We start from the raw sequence: 23,462 nt of genomic DNA, 5'->3' as shown, positions 1-23,462 counted from the left end.
AGTATCAGTGATAAAATCAATCGGTCCGACTTTTCGTGCCCTTAATTAGAGGGTCTCATTCTTAACACAGGCTAAAAAGGACCTCTCAATCGAGAAGGTCCGCTTTTTAACTACTATATTAAACAGAAATCGTCGCTTTCATAAGCCTGCTTTTTTCTTTTACTTTGCTTCTATAATCCCTATACAGCATTACAATAAGGATTAATAACGAAACAGCCACGGAAAGTGGAATGATCCATAAATCATCACTGGAAATAAATATCCCTATGCCAGCAGTAGTTATCGTAATTATAGGAGCCATTATATAGAATACCTTTGTGTTGTACAGCCAGCCATAAGGAAAAAGATGAGCCCCGGTAATAATGGCAAAAGCAGTTACAGTATCTACTGAATATTTTACAAAAACCAGAAAAAGCAATGGAAAATAAATGAATTGGGCGACATTTAAATACAGGCCCAAAATACTTAAAGGATTACTCTTATCCTTCCAGTCCACCTTCAAAAGCTTAGATAAGAGCACAGCTAAAGGAAACGTTATCCCTGTGGAAAACAACATAATTATATTCTTATCATTAAGATTAAAGGACAGGGAAAAAACCAAAGTAATGATCAGCCATACAACAAAGGCTGCTCCAAGAAAGGGAAGACCATTTTTATTAATTAAAGCTAACTCCAGCCTTAACTGCTGTATATTCTTCGCTTTTTCTACCTTATTCCCGTTCCCCATCACACTTTCTGATGCTTTTCTTCAACAAAATACTCATTCAACGCCTGCTGCAATGTGCCTAAAGTAGTCGTTTCCGAATTGAAAACAATACCGGACTTCGTTATATCCATAACAATCTCCTTCCTCATACCTGTAATGACTGTTTTACATCCCATCATGGATATTCCATCGATAATCTGCATTAAGTCAACAAGAATACCACTTTCCATCTTTCCGATACCGGATAAATCCATTATCAATGTTTCCATTCTCAGCTCGGCTACCTCACTCATCACTTTTTCTTTAATAATTCCTGCCCGGTGTGAATCGACAGATCCAATTAATGGTAATATACAAATCTTAGGGTCAATAGGGATGATCGGAACGGACAAGTTTTCCACCAGCTCTTTTTGAACCTTTATCAGGGAATCTTTATACGTTGAAAAACTAATAAAAAACGCATTTAAAAATTCATCTACGCTATTATTAAACTCTTGTTCAAGCTGAAAGAAGTCTTCTGGATCATTTTCAGTGACCAATTCATAATATTTTTCTATGAAGTTCCATAACGTTCTACGAATGGCCTGAACCCACTCTAATTTAAATGATAGCTCAAGAGAATGCGTTGCCCATGCTATTCCTTCCTGCTTCGCAAAACTCTTAAGTTCTTCATTTTTGCCATCAATAATAAAGATCACAAGCTTATGGGCATTATTAACGAGGTCGATATTTCCTATCTGCAGAATTTCAGATATTTTCGATTTAACATTCACTGCTTCAGACAGTAATGTATTTTCAAATTTTTCACTATTTTCTACGAAAAACTCCTTCAAACTATATGTCGAGTCAAAGGTAAACTCCATTGTATTATCCCTCCAAAATAAGATACTCAGCCGGATTTTCTTTGCTTTTATTTAATTATATTCGATATATTTGCCTGATTTCCTGCATTAAACATTAGGTAGGATAGGGAAATCGCCTTGTAATTTAAGGAAAATAGATGGTCCATTTAATATTTTTATAAAATAAATATAGAAAGACTGTGAAAAAGGTCTAAAGAAAGAGCAAATTAGAAAGTGGGAAATGGTTATTAGACACACCTTACTGTATTTTAAATAAATACCCTACACAAGAGATATGGCTTATCTTTCTTTTATCCAATATTTTCTTGAACAAGGTAATAAGTCATATTGCTAAGAACAGCAAAAAACCACCGAATAAGAGGAGTACTGACTAGTGACTCATCTTAACAACAAATGACATAATCCTGCCTAAAACCCTATATTACCAGGGGGAACAGGTGAATTGGACGAAATTTAGATATGCTAGTAAGTTAATAAGAACCTTTGTCTAATTATGACAACTTTTGGCGAACCTATTGAATTGCATATACAAATTGAGGATAATCATTAACGTTGTCCGTACAATTAAAAATTAAGGAGAATTTTCTATGTCAAAACAAATACACGCACCTAAATATCATTACAAACTTGCTGAAGACATACAAGTAAAGAAAAAAGAAATGATTGAATTAGGCAATCGTTATGGCTTGACTGACAGGCGTACAGTAAGATGCAGTCAGCAGCTCGATCATCTGCTAAACAGGCTGGCTAATTAGAAGAACTTATATTTTGCTTGCAACTATCCTTACAACCGGTTGATGCTGAGTCCTCTTCACAAGAGCATCCGGCAATAAATATACATAATTAGGTGAGATAAACCTGAATGGGATTCAACCCAAAAAATGACGCAGCCTCTTCTATTTGTTAAGAAACCGCGCCACTTTGGTGTCTTCTATTATATGTTTGTCTCACCCATATTGTGTACTTTTTTTCTGGCAAGGTTAGTGGGAAAACGCCTTTTAACCTTCTCGAAATCACCTCCCCTTAAACTCTAAACACATTCATAATTTATTCACAGGGAAGTTTCTTGTGTATCGGAATGTTTTTTGTGATAATAGAGAAGATGAGTAAGATCGTTTTTATTTAAGGGGGACCTGCCATGTCATTTCCAGCAGCTGAAGATAATATAAAAGTTTTCTCGCTGAATTCCAACCATGAACTTGCAAAAGAAATAGCTGAGAACATGGGTATTGAATTAGGAAAATGTTCAGTAAATGAATTTAGTGATGGAGAGTTACAAATTAACATAGAAGAAAGTGTTCGAGGATGCGATGTTTTCGTTATTCAATCAACTAGTGATTCAGTAAACGATCATATTATGGAGCTCCTCATAATGATTGATGCATTAAAACGTGCCTCTGCCGCTTCCATTAATGTAGTTATTCCTTATTATGGCTATGCGCGACAGGACCGCAAAGCGCGTTCAAGAGAGCCGATTACGGCAAAACTTGTAGCTGATCTAATTGAGCAGGCCGGAGCCACGAGAGTGATGTCAATTGATATTCATGCACCTCAGGTACAGGGATTCTTTAATATTCCAGTTGATTTACTGCTGGCTATGCCTATACTTACGAAATATTTTACAGAAAAAAATTTAGAAGACGTAGTCGTTGTTTCCCCTGATCACGGAAGCGTTAAACGTGCACGTCAAATGGCCGATCGTCTTAAAACAGACATTGCTATTATTGATAAGCGCGAGCCTAGAAAAGATTTTCCAGGTGAAATGAACATCGTGGGGGATATTGAAGGGAAAACTGCTATCCTAATGGATGATATTGTTGATACAGGGACAAGGATTACCAGCGGTACGAAAGCTCTATTAGAAAGAGGAGCTAAAGAGGTTTATGCGTGCAGTACCCATCCTGTCTTATCGGGACCTGCCGTTGAGAAGATTAAAGCCTCCCCAGTGAAAGAGCTGATTGTGACGAACAGCATCCCTCTCACTGAAGAAAAACAAATGGACAAACTGACCCAATTGACTATCGCACCCCTTATAAGCGAAGCTATCAAGCGCGTGCATAACGAAGAGCCTGTCAGTCCTTTGTTTGATTAATGATAAGAGCCGTCCTCCCCTCTTCAGGGGAGGGCGGCTTTTTAGGTTACAAGATTAGGATGTATTGCCAGACAGCACATGTGTATTATAGCTGCTAACCATAAACTATTCCGCTTCGAATGTATTCAGGCATTTATATACCAGCACCTGGATAAATAAAAATAACAACAACATGCCGCTAATCATCAATCGATAAGCTGCAGCGGTTAGTTGCTCTATCATTAGAAGACTCCCGACTATAATATAGGGAGCAATTATACTATACAAGAGGCTTATCCCAACGAAAATGTATTTGTTCACTTTGTCGGTAATGATAGATTTCTCATAGCTGTTAGAGACAATAAAAGAAATTATAGAAATGATCAAATGCAACCCGACTAGAATTGCCATTTTTGTTGGTTCGTAAATAACTTGTTATCCCTCCCAATTACTGAACTGAAACTTACGAAGGTAGAAGAAGCTTCTCCTCTCATTAACTACATTCTTTGGATTTCCTTTTTCAAAATTCATTTCCCTCTTCTTCTCTTCGCAATTAACACGAAAAGTAAAATCAGTAAGATACCCAATAACACATAAATAACTCTGGAATACAGATCCATATAGTGAACAATATCTTCCCATGAAGAACCAACAGACGCCCCTAAATTCACCAACACTACATTCCATATGAGCGTGCCGAATGTTGTAAGCGCCAAAAACAACTGTAGATTCATATTCGACATGCCGGCTGGAATTGAAATTAAGCTTCGAATTAATGGTACGAAACGACAGAAAAACACAGTCCAGGGTCCATATTTATCAAACCAAGCATCTGCTCGATAAATATCTTTTTTAGTTAACCTTAAAAAGGAGCCCCACTTGTCCACTATACTTTCCAGCCGAGAAACATCGATTTGCAGGCCAATCCCATAAAGAAAGACCGCTCCAATAACTGAACCGGCAGTAGAAGCAATCACAACACCCGTAATAGTCAGCCTGGAAGAATGAGTTATAAATCCGCCAAAGGTTAAGATTACTTCAGACGGTACGGGAGGAAATACATTTTCTACTGCAATTAACAGTAAAATCCCCAGGTATCCATATTCGTTAATTATATTGATCAGCCAATTTTCCATAGACAGCCCCTTGTATTCCCTTTAATTTCAAGTAGAAGACACCAATAAGTCTTGGGTTAGTAATACCAGAAACTTTTATTCTTCCGCATGATCTCTAAAAAACTTCTTTAAATCAGCAGCATCATAGGTTTTATAAACCATCTTCTCATCGTTAAAAACTAACAGCACCGGGAAGTTCTCAATTTCAAATTCATCCTTATAATCTACTACATAATTCTTTTCATATTTAATCCACGAACCTACAGGGCTTGAATCCAAATCTTCTAGCAGACTCTCATCCAGCTCATCCGGAATCGTTCTATTATATATAACAACCACATCGAACTTATCTCCCCTATGAGAAAGGACCTCTGAATATTTTTCTTCATCAGACATTTCAAGTAAAACTATCTCTTCAGTTTCTCCATTAAACTCTTTATCGTCTCTTGGCGGATTAACTAAGATCTTTTGGCCAAGGTTCAGATCATTAATATTTACTGAAACTCCGTCCTCTTTACGAATTTCTGTTTGTTCCGAATAAACCGCTTCATAACTATACCCTTCATCTGTTGCAGCATCTGGCCCTGACCGATCACGCTTTTCCCATTCAGAGATATCTACCTCTAATAAGTTATTATCCTTATCAATTTTTGAAACGGTGCCTACCATTTCATCGTCTTCATAGTGAGCATATGGGGTTTCCTTAGCCTCATTATTATGGTTATGACTACAGGCAACGAGTAGACCGCTTAAAGTAAATAAAATAACTATCTTGGCCATTGTGCCTCCTGATCATAATTTTTTATTACATTCATATTACCAATACAACCATTGTTTTACAAAACATAAAAAAACTGCCTTTGCTTCAAAAGGCAGTTTTTTTATTAACATTCATTACTTATTTGGACCTTTTCCTTTGTCTTTTCCTTTGCCATTACTATTCTCAGGACCTTTTCCATTATTGTCTTTTGCTGAATTTGCAATTAGCTCAATGATATCTGTATTATCCATTACACCTTCAAAGTCTTCACTTCCAGCACCGGTAGCAAAGACGGGAACCATATTTCCTGTATGGCCGCCCGTACCGCTTTCAGCTCGGATATCTGTATCTAAAGCTCCGACTTTATAATGGTCAGCTATCACAGAACCTATTTCCCATCCCACTCGATAGGCTGCATACACTTCTCCATCATTGTCTTCTATTTTTGTTAGAAATTGATCTACTTCTTGATCCGTAAGGTCTATATTGGCATATTCCTGAAATACTTGTTTTACACTTTCAACAGAGAAAGTGCCTGTTTCTTCATCAGTTGCCAGCTGCTGAGCCATATATTCAGGTGACACTTCTATATCTTTTAATCCTTCTATATCCATTGGTTCCGTAGCAGACATCCCCATCGTTTCGTGGTCAGCTAGTACTACTACCATCGTATCGTCACGATCTTCAGCCCAGTTTACAACCTGTTCTACCGTTCGGTCGAATTCCATAGTCTCTTGCCACACTCCTGTTGCATCAGCAGCATGTGCAGCATGGTCAATACGTGCTCCCTCTACCATAAGGAAGAATCCATCGTCATCCTGCGATAAAACATCCAGTCCTTTTTGAGTCATTGCTTCTAAAGTTGGTTCTTCGCTGTTTAACTCGTCACGATCTGTTTTATAGCTCATATAGGAATCGTTAAACAATCCAAGCAGCTTTTCAGGTGTTTCGGCATCTTCAAGGCTGCTCTCATTATCTACTACTTCATATCCGCTCGATTGAAACTCTTCCACAAGATCGGTACCGTCCTGACTTTCAGGGCTAAAGTAATCAGCTCCTCCTCCAAGCAGTACATCATACTGATGTTCAAGCATTTGACGAGCTATCTCATCCTGACCGTCACGATCAGCTACGCTCGCTGTATAAGCGGCCGGAGTGGCGTCTGTTACTGTGTTCGTTGAAATCACGCCGACTTTTTTCCCTTGATCTTGATATAGATCTAGAATGCTGTCGGTTTCCTGACCTTCACTGTCAACACCAATCCCGCCATTATATGTTTTTTCTCCAGTAGCGAGTGCTGTACCTGCTGCACCTGAGTCTGTAACAGCATTATCAGCTGAGTATGTACGCATCAATCCTACATTTTCAAGTGATTCCATAAATAAGTCGCCTGATTTTCCTGATTCTAATAATCTCGCAATTTCCATCTGACCGACTCCTAAACCATCCCCTACCATAACGATGACGTTTTCAGGTGACTTTTTATCCACTCCCACTTTTTCTTCCTGGGTTTCTTCAGCAGTAATTGAGATTGGTGACTTTTCTGATGTAAGTCCAATAAAGCCCCCACTAAAGATGGCGCCAGCTGCAACGGTAGCTGTAAATTTCTTTTTGACCGACATAATTTCCCCTCCACTGAATTTTTGTAAAATTACGAATACTCTTTTCAGTGTAAATAGGCCGAAGGGTAAGCGTCAATAATTCACAGTCAAAAAGGGACTATATTCTCAGACAGTATGAAACCCGTAAATGTCTTTTGAGTTTTTTTACCTATTGAATGATTATTAATAGAATTCTGTGTTAAGTTACAACTTCCTTAATGATTTAAATAATTTCCTCCGATGAAACTGAAAAAAAGAAACCCCATTTCCCGCAAGTAAAAAATTAAACAGTTTCCCTATTCCATTGTACTGTTGTTTAACTGAGTTGTTTTTCCCTTATGATTTTTCATAGTAATTCTCAAAGTTATTTACAATTCGTTCCGCTGCTTTCCTAGCTCCGGCAATGTTTCTCGCAACTGGACCAATTTCCAGCTCTGCGAGAGCCCCTGTGACGTATAAACCCTCCATCCATTCCAGATCATTATTTACAATTGGAAACCCGCACGGGGCAAGCGGAAGGCCGCACCTAGCTATTGTTTCTGCTAGCCACTTTCCTCCCGGCAGGCTTGCTTCTGTACCAGTAGCCAGAATTAATTTACTTACAGTCACTGGCTTATGAGCTTTTAAATATATCTTAACGTGGCTGTTCGTTGACCGCACCTTCTTCACTTCATCTGTTTTCACATCGAGTTTGCCTGATAGTTCAAGTGATTTAAGCTCACTTCGCAATCCTTTAGTAATCGATCCTCGATTTCTTGCTTCATTGATTAAAGAGCGCCTTTCTATATAACATTTGCTTTGATGAAAGGTCGTTAAATATTTAGGGCCAAGCCATCCGGGATCACTGTCTAGATCTGCTGTCCGGTATGGATGGCGCTTAATTAGCGTTACAGGTTTTAAATACCTTGTGGTTAAAGTTTTAACAAGATGTGCAGCTGTAATGCCGCCTCCAATGACAGCAAATGATTCTTGCTGTTCGTCAATTTCTTCTGAAAAGATATGCTGAATACGGTGGGGATGCTCTCTAAGAATTGATTCCGTCCATTTCGGAAAGCAGGGTCGATCATTCATTCCCATGGCGAGCACCACACTCTCTGCCTCTACAATCTTCAATTGATCGATTGAAACCTTCCAAGCCCCTTTCGCTCTTTCTAATCCTGTTACCATCCCTTGTCTCCAACAATCTATTAGTTCTTTCCTTTCAATTATGTCCTCGCAATGCTGATTAAACATATCCAGACGCGGCCGGCCGTAGTGCCCGAGAAAAGCACCGGCAAAATCGTTTACCTTAGCGTACTTCTTAAGGCTGTACGGATCAGGATCAAGATGATGGACAGAGGGTGATCTTAAATAAGTCATCCCAATTCGCTTACTAATAGATTTCCATTTATTAAGTGGCTGCTCAAAACGATCGATAATAAGAAGTTCATCTTTGCTGACTTTATTGAAATGAAGGAGGTGGGCAGCAACTGTGCAGCCTTGAATACCTCCTCCAATTATGACCACCTTATACATAGGATCTTCTCCTAACCTACCAGCTTGATTTCTTCACACCAGGAATCTGGCCTTTATGGGCATAATCTCTAAAAGCAATTCGTGACATCTTAAATTTCCTCATATATCCACGAGGTCTGCCTGTTACTTCACACCGTCCTTTTAACCGGGTTGGTGAAGAATCACGCGGCAGTTTACGCAGAGCCTCATAATCACCTTTCGCCTTTAGTTCTCTTCTCAATTCAGCATACTTCGCTACTATTTCCTGACGTTTCTTTTCTTTAGCAATCTTTGATTTTTTAGCCATGATTATTACTTCCTCCTTTTAAAAGTAATCATTACGATTTAAAATGAACAATAAAAAAAGCGCAACTACATTTAAATAGTAACCATTACGTTTTATGTATTATAAAACACACCTATTAAATTGTAAACCCGGAGTTATGCAGACCAAAGGCGCAGGCACCCTGGTGGACACGACACGTATAAATATAACGGCCGGAGGAGGGGCTTTCCCTTCAGCAGGCTGCTTATATCGCGAGTGTCTGAGCGCTTGAGCCGTATGTTGCTGAAAAAGGAAGTCAATTCGCAGCTTAGAACTTTATAATTTCCAAGCACACAAAAAAGACGCTTGGTGTTCAAGCGCCATACTACTACTTAACTTCTTTTATAATTGATTCTCCGCTCGTTTCTTCTTGATCCAGCCATTGCCATTTTTCATACAGTTCAATCCTTCCATCCTCCGCTATCACTGGAATGGATTTACACTGTCCGCCTCTTATTTCATTGTTTCGATTCACATGATTATATCGAAACTCAAGTGAACCATCTCCATGCACAATCCCGATCAGCTTACCTTTTACAATATCGCCCCCTTCATAATCTGCATATAAGATATTTTCCTCCTGATAATAGTGAAAATAAGTATGAGAAGAAACTTCGCCCCCGGCAGAATTATCCACTGATACAAACTTACGATTATGGTAGTTAATCAAACAATCCTCTCCTTCTCAATTTTTCTATGTAAATAGAAAAGCATCGTCTCACACAATACCTTTCTATTCGTCCTTTATTTAATTATCTGCACCTTGCGAATCATACGGCCTTCAATCTCCAACACTTTAAATGTGAGGTTGAGACGTTCTAACACTTCTCCTTCTTCAAGAAAATCGTTACATTCTTTTAACAGGTAACCAGCTAGAACATCTTCATCTTCTGGAATTTTAGTGTTAAAAATTGAATTTAATCTTCGCAGGGTAATTTTACCGTCACAGATGATTTCCGTTTCTGTCAGCTTCTCTACTAATGAATCCGTTTCTAAGTCCATTTCATCTTCAATTTCCAACCCAATCATGGATTCAATGATATCTTCATGGGTAAGAATTCCCTCTGTTCCGCCATATTCATCTAAAACAATAGCCAGGTGCTTTCGCTCTTTGGTCATTTTGCGGAATACCCACTCTATGGTGTGGAATTCGTAGACGACCAACGGATCAAAGTCAATAAAATCTTTAAATGACTTGTCTTCACTTGTGGACCAGGAAAGTAAATATTTTGAGTGAAAAACAGCGACAATGTCATCAATATCATCGTTATAAACCGGGTATCTTGTAAACGGGTTATTGATGACAACTTCTCTGACATCTTCAAAAGCAGCTGTGACAGGCAGAGCTACAATTTCCACCCGGGGCGTTTTCATCACATCTTTTACATTCAGATTATAAAAATCAAGCGCTCCTTTGATGCGGTAAGATTCCGTTTGATCGAATGTACCTTCAGAATTCGCAATATCTACCATTGTACGTAATTCCTCTTTAGATACGGATACATCTTCCTCCTGATTTTTTGAAAGTACTTTAGTAATTGCTCCCGTGAGCCAATTTAAAACAATCGTAACCGGCTTAAAGACGATGACGAAAAAGCGGATAACGGGATAAACTATATTAGCGATTCGATCAGGAAACGCAGCAGCTACAGACTTCGGGATAACTTCAGCGAAAATGATAATTACTATGGTCAATATCGCCGAAGCCAGTCCAACGCTAAAACCATATTGAATAGCCAGCGTTGTTACTAAAGTCGGCAGTAAAATATTAGCAATATTGTTTCCAATAAGGATGGTCGTTATAAATTCGCTGGGCTTCGAGACTAAATCTAACAGCTTCTCGGACTTTTTATCTCCTTGTCCAGCTTTAGTTTGCAGCCTCATCTTATTGGTAGCCGTCAATGCGGTTTCACTTCCTGAGAAAAATAGTGAAACGAAAATTAGAAATATGATCGCAATGATCACGTACTGCTTCCCCCTTTAAAATCTCCAAAAATTCAGTCATGATATTACTATAAATTATTTCCTATTACAAAGGAAGTGAAACAACCATGGGTAATAAAATATACGCGCGTTCAAAACTATATGTAACCATAAACGAATGCTTATCTAGACGAATTTTGGGGGACGCTGTATTACGAATGCAGCAGGGATGGAAAAAACTGAATAAAGCATAAAATAATCCGAACGATTCTATTGCAATCAGTTCGGATTATTTATTGTCTAAAATGAGTTTAAACGTACTTTTCACCACACTCTACATTTGATGAAGAGCGTCCACTATAGTATTCACTAAAAACACTACGTCCTCTTCCTCTATTGATAAAGGCGGAGCGAGAGTAAGAACGTTGTTATACCCTTCCACTGTTACTCCGTTTTTCCCAATAAGAATGCCTTTGTTTTTACAATAGGTAATAACTTCGTTTACTTTCGGGGTATCCAGTGGGGTTTTTGTACCTTTATCTTCTACTAACTCGATCCCCACCAGCAGTCCCTTTCCTCTGATGTCTCCTACATAACCGTGATTTTGCAAGCGGTCATGTAACTCTTGTCTTATCTGGTCTCCTACTTGATTGGCTCGTTCAAAAAGATTTTCTTTTTCCAGTATCTCAATGTTCTTTAGTGCTAGTGCACAAGCTGCCGGATTTCCCCCAAATGTATTAATATGTCTGAAGAATTCGTACTGATCACTGCCGCTGAAGGCCTCATATATTTCCCTTTTTACAGCAGTAACTGATAGTGGTAAATACGCGCTCGTAATCCCCTTTGCCATCGTGACGATGTCCGGCTTAACCCCATAGTTCATAAACCCGAACGGTTTCCCTGTTCTCCCGAAACCGCAGATTACTTCATCAGAAATAAGAAGGGCTCCGTGCCGTTCACAAATCGCTTTGACCTCAGCCATATACTCTTCTGGAGGCACAATGACACCGCCTCCTGTAATAATTGGTTCCATGATCATACCTGCAACTGTGTCGCTCATCTCCCAGGTCATAACTTGATCAATCGGCTCGGCTCCCCAACGATCCTTTTCACTATGCTCATTCCTATATAAATCAGGTGGAGACACGTGAAGAAAGCCCGGGCTTAAAGGTTCATATTTATACTTGCGTTCAGCCTGTCCGGTTGCTGCAAGTGATCCCATGGAATTGCCGTGATAAGCACGGTACCTTGAAATAAATTTATAACGATGAGTGTCTCCATTTTGTTGATGATACTGTCTGGCAATTTTAAAAGCAGCTTCATTAGCTTCTGATCCACTATTTGAGAAAAAAACAACATATCCTCCGCCTAATAACTCGTTTACTTTCTCTCCAAGTTTGACCGCTGACTCATGACTTTGGGTTAAAGGCATATAAGACAATTGCTTTAATTGTTCATAAGCTGCTTCTGCTAATTCCTCTCTTCCATAGCCAACATTCACACACCACAAACCCGACATTGCATCTAAGAATTTTCTGCCGTTAATATCCGTGATCCAGGATCCTTTTGCACTTTTAGCCACCATGGTCGCCTCCGGATTGTAGGGTTTCATGGAATGCCATACAAACTTTTCGTCCTTTGTAAGCATATCTTGAGTTACTTCAGCTCTTGTCAATGGATCTCCCTCCTCAATCATGATAGTGCTCAATTGTAAGAATTATCTTAATTATCTAATATTATTAACTAGGTTTCATTAGACATTCTGTAAAAGAGTTCACCGTGAACATTCACACTTTGCCTACAAATAAATTCCATATTAGAAAAACCTCGCTTACTGCTTGTCCAATCGCAGAAGTCGAAAGTTTTCTTATACCCTGACCTTTTAATAAAGTTAAACCTTTTTTAAATATAAAAAAGCCTGTCTTAAGAGACAGACCTTTTGCGGTTAATTTAATATGGTTTGCTGATATTCATGGGCAAGGATTGAAAACTCAATGACCTGTCTTTTTTCCGCCTCCATAAAATCTTTTCCCAACAGCTGCTCAAGCTTTTCAAGCCGATGATATAAAGTTTGCCGGACGACAAAAATCTTCTTAGCCGTCTCTTTCTTAGAGCCATTACAAGCTAAATAAACCTTCAGGGTTTGAAGTAAATTTGTGTTGTGTTTTTGATCATATTCAAGAATCGGATCGAGGTATTCTTTAATGAGGCTTTGTAAATTACTATGTTTATGTACAAGGGAAATAAGCCTGTACATATGCATATCTTCATAAAAATGTTTAGCATCTCCGGCTGGCATTTTGCCTTGAATGGATAACGTCTCCTGAGCAGTTTTAAAACTTTCATCCACATGATCTAATTTCCTGACATACTTGCCTCCAGCAATTTGAAATGTTGCTCCATTAGATTCTTTCAGGATTTTTTTCATTCGTTCGATTCCTTTAGCCGTACGGTGCTTCCAATCATCTTCCCCTTCTTTATTTAACAGCACAAACGTTAGTAAGTGACGTTTTTCCACAGGAAACACAAAGTAACCATTCTGATCAAAAATATTTTGTATCATCATGTTTAGATAGGTAATATCTGTGTTTAAATGATGATTTTCCTGCAATTTGACAATGAGTACAATAGCTCCTGAAATGTCATCATTTATTTTATAAATAGTTAAATGTTCATTGATTTCTTCTTTAGTATGTACACCCTGGAGCCATTCAAGCATCCATTCGGTTTCTTCAGCTTTTCGTTTTTCTTCCGTATAGAGCTCTCGTAATAAGTATTGAGCCAGCGCGGTGGCTGTCCGATCTAATAGTAGAGACTCGAATTCACCGAAATCACGGCTTTTTGTAAGCAGGTGAACAGTAGCAAACCGTCTTTCAAATACATAGACAGGCTGACTTATGACTTTCATACATGAAGAGTGGTTGAGGCAGGACAACAGCTTTTCTTTTTCAATCTCGTTAACGGCAGGAATCATAATAACTTGTTCGTCTTTCGCCATATAAACGAGTTGACAACCTAAATATTGCTGTAAATACTTAAGAATTTCAAAAGAGTTATCAATTGAGAGGAGTTTTTTGTTTAGTCGTTGAGAGTAGTCTTCCAGGTTAGAAATTAATTCATATTGTTGATTAATCAAATCAGCATGGATATCTTGGGTGATTTCTACAAACGAAACTTCTTTATTAAACGTAATGATCGGAAAGTGATGACGATTGGCCAGTTCGACAGCTTCCTCAGGAATAGTATCAATAAAGCTGCCAAGTTCAATACAAAGACCAGAAACATTGCGCTGAATCAACTGTTCTAATAACGATATAAATAAATTATTATCTTCCTTCCAGCCGAATCCTGTTGATAGCACTAGTTCTCCGCCTTTTAAGTTTTCTCTCACTTCTGTTATTTCAAAGACATGAACCCATTTGACAAGACGCTTCAACCCTTTGTGACCAGCTACTACCGAGGCACACTTAAAATGATCCCTTCCAAGAATAGCTTTAACCGAAAAAGCAAAGTGAGTTTCCATAGAACGACCCCTTATTCAAAGGTACTATAAGTTCATTAAAAAATCTATGGAAGATCAACTGCTTTTCTAACTAAATAGAAATGAGAATAAGTTATAAGTAAAGTAATGATGGTACAGTAAAAATTAAATCATATAAACGCATCAGTGTAGTCAAAATCCTTAAGATCCCTGTGGGAACAGCGGGATCAAACCTCTAGTAGGAAAACGTTCTTTGCTTTTCGAGAAATCTAAGCTCATGCTGATGAAAAGCGAAGTGTTTAGACGGAGCAAGGGTAAAAATCCTTTCCTGGTTCATAAATAATCCGAACTGATTTCAACAAAATCGTTCGGATTATTTTAGTTTTATTCAGTTTTGTTTCAACCTCATTTCTATTTCTGTTGTTTTTGCTGCTGTAACAATATAGTAGAGAAATATTTACGCGTGTCTGGGTGCAGAACATGAAGTCGTTGTTTTTCATCTTTAGCAGGATCATGGCCTTCATAACTAAATTCCAGAAACGATCCACTTAAGTTTTCTGTAACACCCGAGATAACGTAATCTTGTTCAAGGAGAAAATCAATTTTCTCTTTTTCTAACTCAAACTCACGATGAGATGACATAAATCCCCCTCCTAATACGTTAAGCATCAATTTTTTTCGGCACTTCGTCTGTCCCTGTTTTTTGACCTAGTCGCTCCTCTACAAACCCTTGCCCTATTTCCCAGTCACGACCAACAGTAATACCTAGATATTTTTCATCACTCGGATTTTCAATTTCTGCTTGCTCATATTTCTTAAAATACCAGTATTTTGCTAAGACATAATAGCTTAGAGCACCTACGACAAATCCTACGAAAAATGAGTAATTGCTAAACGTGTAGGCTGCTACACTTCCTATTACCCAGGAAATGATTCCAGCCCAGTTTACTCCCCCACTGTATGAGAACTGCCCATCATTTTTATATAAATCATGGACATTCATTCTCCTTTTTCTTAACAAGTAATAATCTGCATAGATTATACCAACGATAACAGACAGAATTGCAGCAGCAACTAACAACACAGGTATGAGGAAATTAAATACACTCCAGGGTTGAATTACCGTACCTACTAAACCAGCGATAAATACTCCTGCCCAAAATGGAAGCTTCGGTCCACCTACATTTGAGAATATCGTAGCTGCGGGGACAATGTTTGCAGAAACGTTAGTCGACCATTGAGCTAACACGATCATCAACAGCAGGATGCCTAACACTAAGCCGCTTGCCGATTCTTGTAACGCAACCACGGGATCATAATTGGAAACAGCAATATAAGAAACAGCACCAAGCACTACAATAAACGTCTGGGTCAAGGGTAATGCGATTAAACTGCCTACCATTGCTCCTTTGTTTCGTTTAAACCAGTTTCTTTCAAACTTGGGAGCTTTAATAAACCGGGATATAGAAGAGACATCAGCCGCCAGCGTCGCCCAAAACCCCATGTTACCAACCACAACAACGACAAAGGCAGTAATCGCCGCTCCACCTGTTACCGGGCTCTCCACCCACGACCAAATATCTCTTCCACCTTCAGCAGCGCTGTTTGATAACGTATAGTACATCCAGATCCCTATTAAAATGATAACTGGAGCCGCAAGGTCAGCAAATTTTTCTACAGCTTTAATCCCCATCGCTGTATTTAACAATTGAAAAAGTGCGAAAATGATGTAACACGTAATCCAGCTGTCAAAACCAAAAGAAATGTTCAAAATCCCGTTCATGGCGGTTGAGCCAAAATAAGTATTAATCCCGAACCACATCGACGCAGCTACCCCTCTGACAACGGAAGGAAAATGGGTTCCTAATGTTCCAAACGGTGCCCTCATATAAACAGGGAATGAGATCCCATGCTCGATACCAATATCGGCCGTCATAGTAATAGCTAATCCAATAAGTATAGTTCCAAGCAAAGTCCCGAGAATGACTGCCATAAGTGATATTGACTGAACCCCCGCACCTCCAATAGCAAAAGCGGCTAAGACCACGGCCATCCCTACCCACATAAATGAAAAACCAAGAGTACTGATTTTTTTCTCACGATGAGGAATCGGCATAAGATCAGGCGACATTAAATGATGATCTTTTTTGTCCATGTACAGGAATCCTCCTAAGTATACCTATAATTTTTTAAGCTGCCTGGCTTGCTGACCATTTACAGCCAGGCAGCCCTCTTTTTATAAATTACTTAATCGTCAGCTGTTCTTCTGAGGATAGTTTAAAATCGCCATAACGGGCACGTTTTAAATATTTTCCGCTCCCTAACTTTCCAACAAACTCTTTATCACGAACCACAAATTCTCCACGGGATAGCACACTGACAGGCTGGCCTGTCACTTCCATCCCTTCAAAAGGATTGTAATCAGCTGCCATGTGGCTTGTCTCTACTGAGATTGTTCGCTCCACTGTCGGGTCAAAAATAACGAGATCGGCGTCGGCACCTACTGTAATCGTCCCTTTCTGAGGAAATAAACCAAATGTTTTAGCCACTCGTGTAGAGGTGATATCAACAAATTGATTCAACGTAATTCTGCCTTTTTTCACTCCTTCAGAAAAAAGAATGCTGATACGATCTTCAATTATCGGACCTCCATTTGGAATCTTAGTGAAATCCCCTTTCCCCAGATCTTTCTGACCGCTAAAGTCAAACGAACATTGATCTGATCCCAGCGTTTGAAGTTCTCCATTTTTTAAGGCATTCCATAATACTTCCTGATTAAATTTCTCACGTAATGGAGGAGACCATACGTATTTCGCTCCTTCAAAGTTTGGCTTTTCGAGGTAGCTTTGGTCGAGAACTAAATACTGGGGACAGGTTTCTCCCCATACGTCATACCCTTTTTTACGGGCTTCTGAAATTCTCTCCACGGCTTCCTGACAGGAAACATGCACCACATATAATTGCGAATCGGCTAAACCAGTAAGCTGGGCAGCACGCCCCGTTGCTTCTCCTTCAGCTTCAGGAGGTCGTGTTAAAGCATGGTAGATCGGATCTGTGTTGCCTTCCTGCAATGCTTTCTTTACTAAGTGATCAATAACATCTCCATTCTCTGCGTGAACCATGACCAGAGCCCCCAGGCGCTTCGCTTCTTCAAGCGTTCGGAAAAGCGTTTCATCATCCGCCTGGAAAACATTTTTATAAGCCATAAATACTTTAAATGAAGTAATCCCTTCATCCTCAATTACACTGGGGAGCTGATCAATAACGGCGTCATTCATCTCCCCTACCATAAGGTGAAAGCTGTAATCAATAACGGACTTGTCTTTCGATTTAGCGTGCCACTGATCTATAGAATTTTGCAGAGGCTCTCCTTTGTTCGTGAGACAAAAATCGATAACCGTAGTAGTACCTCCATGAGCGGCAGCAATCGTACCGGTTTCAAAGTCATCCTTACTCACCGTTCCGCCAAATGGCATTTCTAAATGGGTATGAGGATCAACTCCGCCGGGAAATACATAGTGCCCTTCCGCATCAATGACTTCAGCACCTGGATCAGACAAATCCTGTCCAATTAAGCCAATCTTCTCATTTTCAATTAAAATATCTGCTTTATACGTATCGGCAGCTGTCACAATGATTCCATTTTTAATGATCTTTTTCATTATAGCCCTCCTAAGTTATCTATTGAATCTTGCTTTTACTTGACGAGTTTCACATCACAAGTCTCCGCTGCCCCAATGGCTGTCTGCCTTTCATTCCAAGTCATTGACGGCTGGCCGTTATCATACTCGATCATCTCAATCGCCCCGTCTACCGGGCACACAATGGAGCATAAATTGCAGCCAACACAGTCTTCTTCACGCACCTTTAAGATGGCTGCACCATTTTCGTCTGTTAACATGTCAATACACTGATGAGAGGTATCTTCGCAGGCAATATGACACTTGTTACAATTAATACATACGTCATTATTGATTTTTGCTACAATTTTATGGTTTAAGTCGAGATTTCCCCAATCAGAATATTTGGCGACCGATTTACCGACAATGTCCATAACTGCCCCAATTCCCTTTTCATCAAGGTAATTATTGAGTCCGTCTTTCATGTCTTCGACAATACTGAAGCCATGATGCATGGCTGCGGTACAAACTTGTACTCCGGTAGCTCCCATGAGCATAAATTCAACCGCTTCCCGCCAGCTGGAGACTCCCCCCATTCCTGAAATCGGCACATTGATATTCGGATGACGGGCACACTCTGCAACCATGTTTAAAGCGATCGGCTTCACTGCCGGTCCACAATAACCGCCGTGTGCTCCTTTTCCCGCTACGTTTGGCACTGTATTCCACGTATCCAGGTCGACACCTGCTAAACTATTAATCGTATTAATCATACTTACTGCATCCGCACCACCGCGAACAGCAGCCTCAGCAGTAAATGTGATATCTGTAATATTAGGTGTTAACTTTACAATCACAGGTGTTTCTGCAGCTTCTTTAGCCCACATTGTCTGCTTTTCTACCAGTTCAGGTACCTGGCCGGAAGCCGATCCCATTCCACGCTCGGCCATACCATGAGGACATCCAAAGTTCAGTTCTAATCCGTCAACCCCCACTTCTTCTACCCGCTTTACAATCTCGTGCCACTTTTCTTGTGATGGTTCCACCATTAACGAAGCAATGATCGTGTGATTAGGAAACCGTTTCTTAGTTTCATAGATTTCTTTTAAATTTACCTCTAGTGGCCGGTCCGTAATTAATTCAATATTGTTAAAGCCAGCCATGTTTTGACCATTGTAGCTGACACCAGCAAAACGGGATGTCACATTTAAAATAGGATCTCCTAAAGTCTTCCAAACCGCCCCGCCCCAGCCAGCTTCAAAAGCTCTTTGCACCTGGTACCCTGAATTGGTGGGAGGTGCAGATGCTAGCCAGAAAGGGTTAGGTGATTCGATCCCTGCTAGATTTAACCTTAAATCAGCCATATTGAACGTCCCTCCTTAATGATTTATGCTGTTGCTGTAGGAGCCGGGGATAATTGCTTATGAATGGCGAGAGCCGCTTCTTTCCCCTGCTGCGCGGCGGTTACGACCATCGCTTCTCCTTTTCCTTTACCAAAAATCACGTCACCTGCGGCAAACACCTTTGGATTAGAGGTTTGACGGGTATCAGGGTCTGTCTTTACAACGCCGCCCTCATGGTCAAGACCGAAATGCTCAATTATATCCATATGACGTGTCTGCCCAATTGCTTTAATAACCGCATCTACTTTAAGCGTAAATTCAGAACCTTCTACCGGTACTGGTCGTCTTCGTCCATCTGCACTTGGCTCTCCTAACTCCATTTGGACACAGGTAAGTTCTGCCACCTTCCCATCTTCATCCCCGCTAATGCTGACCGGCTGAGTAAGCCAATTAAACTCAACTCCGTCCTGTTTAGCAAATTCGTATTCAAAATCATAAGCTGTCATTTCATTCGCCGTCCGTCTGTAGACGATTTTTACGTTTTCGGCTCCTTTACGAACCGAGCAGGTAGCAGCATCAATTGCAGTGTTCCCTGCACCAACTACGACAACCTTCTTCCCCTTCAACTCTTTTGTGATATCTCCTGACTTCGTACTCTTAACAAAATCAATCGCATCATGGACGCCTTCCAAACCTTCTCCTTCTATGCCGAGCATAGGAACACTTCCCATACCTATAGCAAGTACAATTGAATCGTAATTGTTTTTTAATTCCTCATAGCTGACGTCTTCGCCCACCTTTGTATTTGTTCTAATTTCGACATTCAATTTCTCCACCTGTTCGACTTCCCAGTACGAGATTTCCTGCGGCAGACGGAAAGAAACAATACCATATGTATCTAACCCGCCTGCTTTCTCCTCCGCTTCAAAAATGGTTACATCATATCCAAAGCGGGCAAGTTCTCTTGCTGCTGACAATCCTGCAGGTCCGCCTCCGACTACGGCTATTTTCTTGCCATTTCTTTCTCCAGGTTTAAATAAGAGCTGTTCGTTTCTGATTGCCCAATCCGTCGCAAAGCGCTGAAGATCGCCGATTACAATTGGTTTAGTGGAGTGGTTTAATACACATGCACCCTCGCATAATTCTTCAGTTGGACAGACGCGTGCACAACTGGCCCCTACCGGATTAGAAGACATAATTGTGGTGGCTGAGCCTTTTAAATTTCCTGAAGCAATCTTCTTAATAAATTTAGGAATATCAATATCCGTTGGACAGGCTTTAATGCAGGGAGCATCGTAACAATACAAACAGCGGTTTGCCTCTTCTACAGCCTCTGCACTCGAGAGCCCTTCATGAACTTCTTCAAAATTCAAGCTTAAGTTCTCTAAAGAAATACCTTTGCTTTTTAGCTGACTCAATGCGCACAGCCTCCTCGTATGGACGTTTTAATAAAAAAAGTTTTACATAGAGAAAATTATGATATTTTCCTTTTACTCTATGTAAAACTTAACATTCGTGTATGCTTCTATTAAGGCAGCAGTTCAACCATATTTTCATAAGTTTCCGGACGGCGGTCCCGATAGAACTGCCACGTATCTCGAACTTCGCGAATAAACTTCTTGTTCATCTCTCCAATAACGACCTCGTCCTGATCACGGCTCGCTGTCTTTACGAAGCCTCCGCGAGGGTCTACTAAATACGATTGTCCATAAAATTCGCCCATGTTCCATGGTTTTTCATAACCGACTCGATTAATAGCACCTAAATAATAACCATTGGCGACCGCATGAGCGGGCTGTTCAAGCTTCCACAAATATTCAGATAATCCCGCCACAGTGGCAGATGGATTAAAGACGATCTCAGCTCCATTCAATCCAAGCAATCGGGCGCCTTCCGGGAAATGACGGTCGTAACAGATATAAACTCCTACCTTTGCAAATGCTGTATCAAAAACAGGATAACCTAAATTGCCTGGCTTGAAATAATACTTTTCCCAGAAACCGTGGCCCTCGTTCCCAACTTTCACTTGGGGAATATGGTGTTTCCTGTACTTCCCTAAATAAGTACCGTCCGCATCAATGACAGCAGCTGTATTATAATAGGTGGCAATGCCTTCTACTTCATAAATCGGCAGAATAATGACAACCCCTAATTCCTTAGCCAGCTCCTGGAACTGTTTTGTCGTTGGTCCATTCGGAATTTCTTCTGCAGAGTCGTACCATTTGGAGTTTTGTTCGGTACAAAAATAAGGCCCGTAGAAGATCTCCTGAAGGCAAATAATCTGTGCCCCTTTTTCTGCCGCTTCTTTGACGAGTTTTACATGCTTTTCAATCGCTTGTCTTTTATGAACTTCAACAGGTTCATTTCCATCTACTTCATGGGAAGCTTGAATCAATCCAATTTGTACTTTATCTGACAAATTAATTCCTCCTTATGTAAGGGTTATCGAGCCAAGTCTAAAAACCAGGAAATCCGCTCCTTTTTTGATAGTTTATTGAATTTTTTATATTTACTGAATATTTTGTAACTTATATAATACTTTACACTATTTTCACAAATTTTCCACTATACACTTTGTAAAAATTCATGCTAAATATTTTTCCTTTTTGTTAAATAAGTGACTACCAAAAGAAGCGGACCTCTCAGCAAATAGAAGTCCGCAAATTAATGGTGCTCTTAAAACCAGCGCTGTGTCAGCATTTTTTTCCGTGTATAAAAGTTCACGCCATCTTTCCCGTTAGCGTGGAGGTCTCCATAGAAAGATTTCTTCGATCCGGAAAATGGGAAAAACGCCATCGGAGCAGGAACATTCACATTAACTCCTAGCATTCCGGCATGCATTTCTTCTCTGAACTTTCTAACGGACTCACCGCTCGACGTATAAATAACTGCTCCATTTGCAAACTCTGACTTGTTCGCTAATTGAATAGCCTCATCCAATGAATTCACACGCACTATGCTCAGTACTGGAGCAAATATTTCATCTTTCCAAATCTTCATATCTTCTGTAACATAATCAAAAATTGTAGCCCCTAAAAAGTAGCCTTTTTCACTTTCACGGAGCTCAACCCGGCCGTCTCTTATCAGCTTAGCGTTATCTTTTTCACCTGCTTCTATATAATTCAACGCACGTTCCCGATGAGCTTCACGTATTAAAGGCCCCAGGCTCGTTGTCTCGGAAAGTCCGTCACCTATATTTAACTCATCCGCCGCTACTTTAATCTTTTCAACAAGTTGGTCACCCACGTCCCCAACTGCGACCACCACTGAGCAAGCCATACAACGTTCACCTGCACTGCCAAAAGCAGCATTGATAATTCCTTCAACTGACTTATCCAATTGGCAATCCGGCATAACAATTGAATGATTCTTCGCGCCGGCCAATGCCTGCACGCGCTTGCCATGATCGGCCGCTGTCTTATAAATATACTCCGCTACAGGCTGGGAGCCTACAAACGATATAGCATCTACTTCTTCGTGCTCTAGCAACCCATTGACAACATCGTGAGCTCCATTAACCAGATTTAATACTCCTTTTGGCAGACCAGACTCGTGCATCAGCTCCACAAGTAACTTTGCAAGAATCGGTGTGCGTTCTGAAGGTTTTAATACAAAAGTATTGCCGCACGCAATCGCAAGAGGAAACATCCATAAAGGAACCATCATCGGAAAGTTAAATGGCGTAATGCCACCTACGACTCCAAGTGGATAACGGTACATACCGGAATCTATTCCGTCTGCAATATCCGGAAGCATTTCTCCCATCATCAAAGAAGGGGCACCCGCAGCAAATTCCACACATTCAATGCCCCGCTGTACTTCTCCCATCGCATCTTTTTTTGTTTTGCCGTTTTCCTGTGTAATTACTGCAGCTAATTCTTCATGGTTTTCCTTTAGTTTTTGTTGATATTCAAACATGACCCGCGCTCGTTTAGTCACCGGCGTTTTACTCCAGGATGAAAACGCTTCCCTAGCAGAACGTACACCTTTATCTACATCTTCTTTTGATGAAATTGGAACGGCAGCGATAATCTCCCCTGTTGCAGGATTAGGCACATCCTCAACTTGCTCACTCTCAGAAGCGACCCATTCTCCATTAATAAAGTTCTGAATCATCATTTGATTTGACTTAGAGAAGGTTGTCTCCATTATTCCACCTC

20 protein-coding genes are annotated in these 23,462 nt (G+C 40.2%); 2 read left to right on the top strand and 18 right to left on the bottom strand.

What is annotated here, in order from left to right; all coding sequences use genetic code 11:
* Positions 1-118 precede the first annotated feature (118 nt).
* Complete coding sequence (locus tag C1A12_RS08945; protein ID WP_101843535.1) at positions 119-727, bottom strand: hypothetical protein; 609 nt, start codon at positions 725-727, stop codon at positions 119-121.
* Complete coding sequence (locus C1A12_RS08940; protein ID WP_101843534.1) at positions 727-1,569, bottom strand: STAS domain-containing protein; 843 nt, start codon at positions 1,567-1,569, stop codon at positions 727-729. Before C1A12_RS08940 ends, C1A12_RS08945 begins: the two co-directional genes overlap by 1 nt.
* Positions 1,570-2,156: 587 nt before the next feature.
* On the opposite strand from C1A12_RS08940, the gene C1A12_RS08935 reads away from it, so the two are divergent.
* Both C1A12_RS08935 and C1A12_RS08930 read left to right on the top strand, forming a co-directional pair.
* Positions 2,157-2,324, top strand: a complete 168-nt coding sequence (locus tag C1A12_RS08935) for an aspartyl-phosphate phosphatase Spo0E family protein (RefSeq protein ID WP_101843533.1) — start codon at positions 2,157-2,159, stop codon at positions 2,322-2,324.
* Positions 2,325-2,707: 383 nt separating this feature from the next.
* Positions 2,708-3,661 (top strand): ribose-phosphate diphosphokinase, encoded by a 954-nt coding sequence (locus C1A12_RS08930; protein ID WP_101843532.1) that lies wholly within the window; start codon positions 2,708-2,710, stop codon positions 3,659-3,661.
* Positions 3,662-4,167: 506 nt separating this feature from the next.
* Here C1A12_RS08930 and C1A12_RS08920 read toward each other — a convergent pair.
* From C1A12_RS08920 to C1A12_RS08845, 16 genes are all read right to left on the bottom strand, one after another.
* Positions 4,168-4,776: a DedA family protein gene (locus C1A12_RS08920; RefSeq protein WP_101843530.1), complete on the bottom strand. Its 609-nt coding sequence runs from the start codon at positions 4,774-4,776 to the stop codon at positions 4,168-4,170.
* Positions 4,777-4,851: 75 nt separating this feature from the next.
* The gene (locus tag C1A12_RS08915) at positions 4,852-5,535 is read right to left on the bottom strand and encodes a hypothetical protein (protein ID WP_101843529.1); all 684 of its coding nucleotides are present in this window, start codon (positions 5,533-5,535) and stop codon (positions 4,852-4,854) included.
* A 114-nt stretch (positions 5,536-5,649) separates the two neighbouring features.
* Positions 5,650-7,137 carry an alkaline phosphatase gene (locus C1A12_RS08910; protein ID WP_101843528.1) on the bottom strand — a complete coding sequence of 496 codons (1,488 nt, stop codon included), beginning with the start codon at positions 7,135-7,137 and terminating at the stop codon, positions 5,650-5,652.
* Between the two features lie 315 nt (positions 7,138-7,452).
* Complete coding sequence (locus C1A12_RS08905) at positions 7,453-8,631, bottom strand: FAD/NAD(P)-binding protein (RefSeq protein WP_101843527.1); 1,179 nt, start codon at positions 8,629-8,631, stop codon at positions 7,453-7,455.
* Positions 8,632-8,647: 16 nt separating this feature from the next.
* A complete protein-coding gene (rpsN, locus tag C1A12_RS08900) occupies positions 8,648-8,917 on the bottom strand; it encodes a 30S ribosomal protein S14 (protein WP_101843526.1) in 270 nt (89 codons plus the stop codon).
* A gap of 346 nt (positions 8,918-9,263) precedes the next feature.
* Positions 9,264-9,605, bottom strand: coding sequence for a n-acetylglutamate synthase (locus C1A12_RS08895; protein WP_200816576.1), 342 nt, complete (start codon positions 9,603-9,605; stop codon positions 9,264-9,266).
* Positions 9,606-9,679: 74 nt separating this feature from the next.
* Positions 9,680-10,900 (bottom strand): hemolysin family protein, encoded by a 1,221-nt coding sequence (locus tag C1A12_RS08890; RefSeq protein WP_101843525.1) that lies wholly within the window; start codon positions 10,898-10,900, stop codon positions 9,680-9,682.
* 292 nt (positions 10,901-11,192) lie between these two features.
* Entirely contained in the window at positions 11,193-12,533 is a 1,341-nt protein-coding gene (locus C1A12_RS08885) for an aspartate aminotransferase family protein (RefSeq protein WP_373420432.1), read from the bottom strand.
* Positions 12,534-12,803: 270 nt separating this feature from the next.
* On the bottom strand, positions 12,804-14,381 hold the full coding sequence (locus C1A12_RS08880; RefSeq protein WP_101843523.1) for a PucR family transcriptional regulator: 1,578 nt from the start codon (positions 14,379-14,381) through the stop codon (positions 12,804-12,806).
* 369 nt (positions 14,382-14,750) lie between these two features.
* Positions 14,751-14,981, bottom strand: a complete 231-nt coding sequence (locus C1A12_RS08875; RefSeq protein ID WP_101843522.1) for a hypothetical protein — start codon at positions 14,979-14,981, stop codon at positions 14,751-14,753.
* Positions 14,982-15,000: 19 nt separating this feature from the next.
* On the bottom strand, positions 15,001-16,494 hold the full coding sequence (locus tag C1A12_RS08870; protein WP_101843521.1) for an NCS1 family transporter: 1,494 nt from the start codon (positions 16,492-16,494) through the stop codon (positions 15,001-15,003).
* Between the two features lie 88 nt (positions 16,495-16,582).
* The gene (hydA, locus tag C1A12_RS08865; protein ID WP_101843520.1) at positions 16,583-18,001 is read right to left on the bottom strand and encodes a dihydropyrimidinase; all 1,419 of its coding nucleotides are present in this window, start codon (positions 17,999-18,001) and stop codon (positions 16,583-16,585) included.
* Between the two features lie 35 nt (positions 18,002-18,036).
* Complete coding sequence (gene preA / locus C1A12_RS08860; RefSeq protein ID WP_101843519.1) at positions 18,037-19,323, bottom strand: NAD-dependent dihydropyrimidine dehydrogenase subunit PreA; 1,287 nt, start codon at positions 19,321-19,323, stop codon at positions 18,037-18,039.
* A 23-nt stretch (positions 19,324-19,346) separates the two neighbouring features.
* Entirely contained in the window at positions 19,347-20,720 is a 1,374-nt protein-coding gene (locus tag C1A12_RS08855) for an NAD(P)-dependent oxidoreductase (RefSeq protein ID WP_101843518.1), read from the bottom strand.
* Positions 20,721-20,830: 110 nt separating this feature from the next.
* Positions 20,831-21,721, bottom strand: a complete 891-nt coding sequence (locus C1A12_RS08850; RefSeq protein ID WP_101843517.1) for a nitrilase-related carbon-nitrogen hydrolase — start codon at positions 21,719-21,721, stop codon at positions 20,831-20,833.
* Positions 21,722-21,978: 257 nt separating this feature from the next.
* The gene (locus C1A12_RS08845) at positions 21,979-23,451 is read right to left on the bottom strand and encodes a CoA-acylating methylmalonate-semialdehyde dehydrogenase (RefSeq protein WP_101843516.1); all 1,473 of its coding nucleotides are present in this window, start codon (positions 23,449-23,451) and stop codon (positions 21,979-21,981) included.
* Positions 23,452-23,462: the final 11 nt, after the last annotated feature.

Origin of the sequence: Halobacillus sp. Marseille-P3879, assembly GCF_900240285.1 — a bacterium.
Classification (GTDB): domain Bacteria; phylum Bacillota; class Bacilli; order Bacillales; family Halobacillaceae; genus Halobacillus_A.
The sequence above is the reverse complement of the archived record's forward strand: the minus strand, read 5'-3'. Positions and strand labels throughout refer to the sequence as shown.